Consider the following 5,739-nt stretch of genomic DNA (forward strand, 5'->3'; position numbering starts at 1 on the left):
ATGCACTTTGTACCATCCATGTTGAGTGTATTTTTAGAGTATGTAGAGGAAAAGGGGATAATAGAGGAAATAGCAAGCTTAAAGCAGGTATTTGCCAGTGGAGAAGCACTGAACCTGAAGCAAGTAGAAAAGTTCAACAAGCTGCTGTACAAAGAAAAAGGAACAAGCCTGCATAACCTGTACGGACCAACAGAAGCAACAGTAGATGTATCCTACTTTGGCTGCTCTACGGAAGAAGAATTGGAGCTTGTACCTATAGGAAAGCCCATAGATAACATTAAGTTGTATGTTGTCAGTAAGGAAAAGGGCCTGCAGCCGATAGGAGTAGCGGGAGAACTATGCATAGCAGGGGATGGACTGGCAAGAGGGTACTTGAACAGACCGAAACTTACAGAAGAAAAATTCGCAGCAAACCCATTCGCACCGGGTGAAAGGATGTACAGGACAGGTGACTTGGCAAGGTGGCTGCCTGACGGCAACCTAGAATATCTGGGCAGGATCGACCATCAGGTAAAGATAAGAGGCTACAGGATAGAACTGGGTGAAATAGAGAACCGGTTATTAAAGCATGAAGCAATAAAAGAAGCGGTGGTATTGGACAAAGAAGGAGCTGACGGAAATAAGTATCTTTGTGGATACGTCGTACCGGATCAAGAAATAACCGTACAGGGGATGAGGGAACACTTGTCAAAAGAGCTCCCGGACTACATGATCCCTTCCTACTTTGTGCGGATGGAAAAGCTGCCATTGACCCCTAATGGAAAAATAGACAGGAAAGCATTGCCTGTGCTCGATAGCAATGTTAATACCGGCGTAGAATACGTAGTACCTTCGGGAGAAATAGAGGAGAAACTTGCGCTGTTGTGGCGGGATATCCTTGGAATAGAGAAGGTAGGAAGAAATGATAACTTTTTTATGCTTGGGGGACACTCGTTAAAGGCAACAAGCCTTGTAGCAAGAATTCACAAAGAGTTCAATATAGACATACCTCTTAAGGAAATATTCAAGACACCAACCATCTTAGAAATTGCCAGATATATTAAAGACTCAAAGGAGAGCCTATATCAGTCAATCCAACCGGCAGGAGAAATGGAATACTACCCTATGTCATCTGCACAAAGAAGGCTGTATATACTAAACCAGCTTGAAGGGGCAGGGACAGCATACAACATGCCTGGTATTATGCTGCTGGAAGGAAGCATTGATACAGCGCGTTTCCAGGAAGTCTTCAGGCAGTTGGTAAAAAGGCATGAGACTCTTAGAACATCGTTCCACATGATCGATGGTAACCCGGTCCAGAAGGTTCATGACCATGTGGAATTCAGCGTGATGTACTTTGAAACTAACGAAGAAAAAGCCGCAGAGTATGCTGGGGAATTTGCCAGACCTTTTGATCTTGGCAAGGCTCCTCTGCTAAGGGTAGAGCTTGTAAAAACGGGAGAAGACAGGCATCTTATGATGTTTGATATGCATCACATTATATCCGATGGTGTCTCCATGGACATACTGATTCGTGAGTTTATGGATCTTTATGAAGGAAACAACCCTCCAGCACTTCGGATACAGTACAAGGACTACGCTGTATGGCAGAATAAACTGTTTGATGAGGGCGGAATTAGCAGCCAGGAGGAATACTGGCTCCAAGCATTCCAGGGAGAAATACCTGTACTGAATATGCCGCTAGACTATCCAAGGCCTGTAATACAAAGCTTTGAAGGGGATTTTTTTAGCTTTGAAGCAGGCAGTGAGCTTACGAATAAATTAAACAAGCTTGCAAGGGATAATGGGGCTACGCTTTACATGACACTGCTCGCGGCATACAACATATTGCTGTCTAAGCACACCGGACAGGAAGACATAATCGTTGGAAGCCCTATAGCCGGAAGGCCACATTCAGACCTGCAGGATATCCTTGGTATGTTTGTAAATACCTTGGCTATGAGAAATTACCCCAAGGGAGATAGTACCTTTGTAGAATTCTTGAATGAAGTAAGAGAAAACGCTCTAAGGGCTTATGACAATCAGGATTACCAATTTGAAGAACTGGTTGAGAAGCTTAACTTGAAGAGGGACATGAGCAGAAACCCACTGTTTGATACTATGTTTACCATGCAAAATGCCTCTAAGGTAGAATTTGCAGTACCTGGTATAAGCTTCAGACCTTTTAATAACGGGCTAGAGTATAGAATATCAAAATTTGACCTATCCATTGATGCAATAGAGCGTGAAGATGGTATGGCTTTTAGCTTTGAATATTGTACTCGGCTTTTCAAAAAAGAGACTATAAAAAGGTTGGCGGCTCATTACCTTAACGTGTTGGAAGAGATAACCGCAAATCCGTTTAAAAGGTTGTCGGAAATAAATATGTTGCCCCAGGAGGAAAAACAGCAAATAATCTATGGCTTCAATGATACAAAAGTAGAATACCCTAAGGATAAGACCATACAAGAGCTATTTGAAGAACAAGTGGAAAAGACGCCTGATAACATAGCAGTAGTACTTGAAGATAAATACTTGACTTACGGAGAACTTAATGAAAAGGCCAATCAACTGGCTTGGATCTTAAGGGACAAGGGATTAAAACCTGACAGTGTAGTAGCTATAATGGTAGACCGGTCCATAGAAATGATAATAGGTGTAATTGCTGTATTTAAAGCAGGAGGCGCGTATTTACCCATAGACACCGAACATCCTGAAGAACGAATCAGATATATGATCGATGACAGCTTGGCTGGAATTATTCTTACGCAAGAACATCATAAAGAAAAAATTAAATTTGATCTTGATATTATAAGCTTTGATGACTGTGTGAATTACAACGGGAGAACAGAAAATCTTCCTGTCATTAATAAATCTTGTAATTTAGCATATGTCATTTATACATCAGGAACCACAGGAAAGCCAAAGGGGATCATGATAGAGCATAGAAGTCTTGTCAACATATCTTACGCATGGAAAAAGGAATATAGGCTTGCGGATATGGATGTAAAGCTGTTGCAAATCGCAAGTTTTTCTTTTGATGTATTTGTGGGAGATGTTTCGAGAACGCTGCTCAACGGAGGCCAAATGGTTATTTGTTCATCCGAGGAGAGATACGATCCTGCACGATTATATTCACTTATTAAAACCCATAAAATAACCATCTTTGAATCCACACCGGCACTGATTATTCCTCTTATGGATTATATCCATGATAATGCTTTGATTATTGATAGCCTCAAGTTGCTTATACTTGGATCAGATACTCTCTCTGTGGAAGATTATGAAAGATTACAATCCTGGTATGGAGAGAAACTGCGGGTTGTTAATAGCTATGGGGTTACTGAGTCCACCATAGATTCCAGTTATTACGAAAAGAGACTGGGAAGCTATTTGGAATCCGGGAGTGTACCTATCGGAAAGCCAATGCAAAATATAAAATACTACGTTGTTGACAAACACTTGAGACCTCAGCCTACAGGGGTTTTGGGTGAGTTGTGCATAGGGGGAGAAGGGCTTGCAAGGGGATATCTAAACCGGCCCGAACTGACAGCTGAAAAATTTGTACCTAACCCGTTTATACCAGGGGAAAGGATGTATCGTACAGGGGATCTGGCCAGATGGCTGTCTGATGGGAATATGGAATTTTTAGGAAGAGTAGATCATCAGGTAAAGATAAGGGGATTTAGAATAGAGCTGGGGGAAATAGAAGCACAACTGCTAAAGCACGTTTCAATAAAGGAAGCAGTGGTTATTGCAAGGGAAGATCAGAAGGGAAACAAGTATCTGTGTGCCTATGTGGCAGGGGAAAATGAATTAACAATAGCAGAACTAAGGGGACATCTCTTAAAGGACCTTCCAGACTATATGATACCATCCTATTTTATGCAGTTAAAAAAGCTGCCGCTGACTCCCAATGGCAAAATAGATAGGAAGGCATTGCCCAAACCTGACGGCAATATCGATGCTGGAATAGAGTATGTCGCACCCTTGGGTGAAGTGGAGGAGAAACTTGCGGGGTTGTGGCAGGATATCCTTAGTATAGAGAAAGTGGGAAGAAACGACAATTTCTTTGAGCTGGGGGGACATTCCTTAAGGGCAGCAAATCTTATTGCCAGGATTCACAAAGAGTTCAATGTAAACATACCGCTTAAAGAAATATTTAAGAGCCCAAATATGTCTGAAGTTGCCGAGTGCATCAAGATTGCAAAGGAGAGTGTATTTCATTCTATTGGGCCGGCTGGGGAGATGGAGTACTATCCAATTTCATCCGCCCAGAAAAGGCTGTATATTCTAAACCAGCTTGACGCAGTTGGGATGGCATACAACATGCCTGGTATTATGCTAATTGAAGGCAAACTCGATAAACTGCGCTTTGAACAGGCTTTTAGGGAGCTTGTTGACAGACATGAGTCTTTCCGTACCTCATTCCATATGATAGATGGTAAACCGGTACAAAAGGTCCATAGCAATGTGGATTTTAGTGTTATGTATATGGAAACCGATGAGGAGAGAGCTGCGAAAATAGCCAGTGAATTTATTAGGACCTTTGACCTTGATGAGGCTCCTTTACTTAGGGTTGGGCTTATAAAAGTTGGAGAAGACAGATATATTATGATGTTTGATAAGCACCATATTATATCTGACGGGGTGTCTGACGACATACTGGTAAGAGAATTTATGAGCCTGTATGAAGGTAAGGAACTTCCGGAACTTAAGATTCAGTACAAGGATTTTTCCGTATGGCAGAACAGGCTGTTTGCTGATGGGACAATTAGTAAGCAGGAAGAATACTGGCTCCAAGTATTCAAAGGAGAAATTCCTTTGCTTAATATGCCGCTAGACTACCCTAGGCCAGCTATACAGAGCTTTGAGGGAGATGTGATCAGTTTCAAAGCAGGCAAGGAGCTTGCTGTTAAACTGAACAAACTTGCAGTGAATAATGGTGCCACGCTCTACATGGTACTTTTAGCTTCATACAATGTCCTTTTATCCAAGTACACCGGACAGGAAGATATTATAGTTGGAAGTCCCGTTGCAGGAAGGCCGCATACTGATCTTCAGGACGTTATTGGTATGTTTGTAAACACGCTAGCCATGAGGAATCACCCTCAAGGTGGAAAGACTTTTGTGGACTTCCTTAATGAAGTAAGAGAAAACTCCTTAAGGGCTTACGAAAACCAAGATTACCAATTTGAAGAACTGGTAGATAAGCTTAACCTGGAAAGGGATCTGGGCAGAAATCCACTTTTCGATACTATGTTTGTACTGCAAAATATCGAGGCATCAGAAGTGAAGATGGATGGGCTAAGGTTTATGCCCTATGACAGTGAAGTAAGAATATCCAAGTTTGACTTGACTTTAAACGCTGAGGAAACAGAGGACGGTATTGCATTTGAATTGGAGTATGCTACCAGGTTGTTTAAGAAAGAGTCAGTTATAAGGCTTATTGCCCATTACCTTAATGTATTGGAAGAGGCAGCAGCCTTTCCTGAAAAAAGGCTATTAGAAATTGATATGCTGTCACAAGACGAAAAAGATCAAATATTATATGAATTTAATAATACAAAAGCAGGATACCCTCGGGAAAAGACCATCCATCAGATTTTTGAGGAACAGGTGGAACGGACACCCAATAATATTGCTGTAGTGTTTGAAGATAAACAGCTGACTTATAGGGAGCTAAACGAAAAGGCAAACCAACTGGCCAGAAAATTAAGAGAAAAGGGAATAAAACCTGATAGTGTAGTGGGAATTATG

General features: G+C 41.6%; 1 protein-coding gene. It reads left to right on the forward strand.

Annotated features, from left to right (window positions below):
• Positions 1 to 5,739, forward strand: a 5,739-nt coding sequence (locus tag HFE01_RS26170; RefSeq protein WP_167442887.1) for a non-ribosomal peptide synthetase, incomplete at both ends; no start/stop codon positions are given.

The organism is Paenibacillus sp. EKM10P (genome assembly GCF_011800655.1).
GTDB lineage: Bacteria > Bacillota > Bacilli > Paenibacillales > Paenibacillaceae > Paenibacillus > Paenibacillus polymyxa.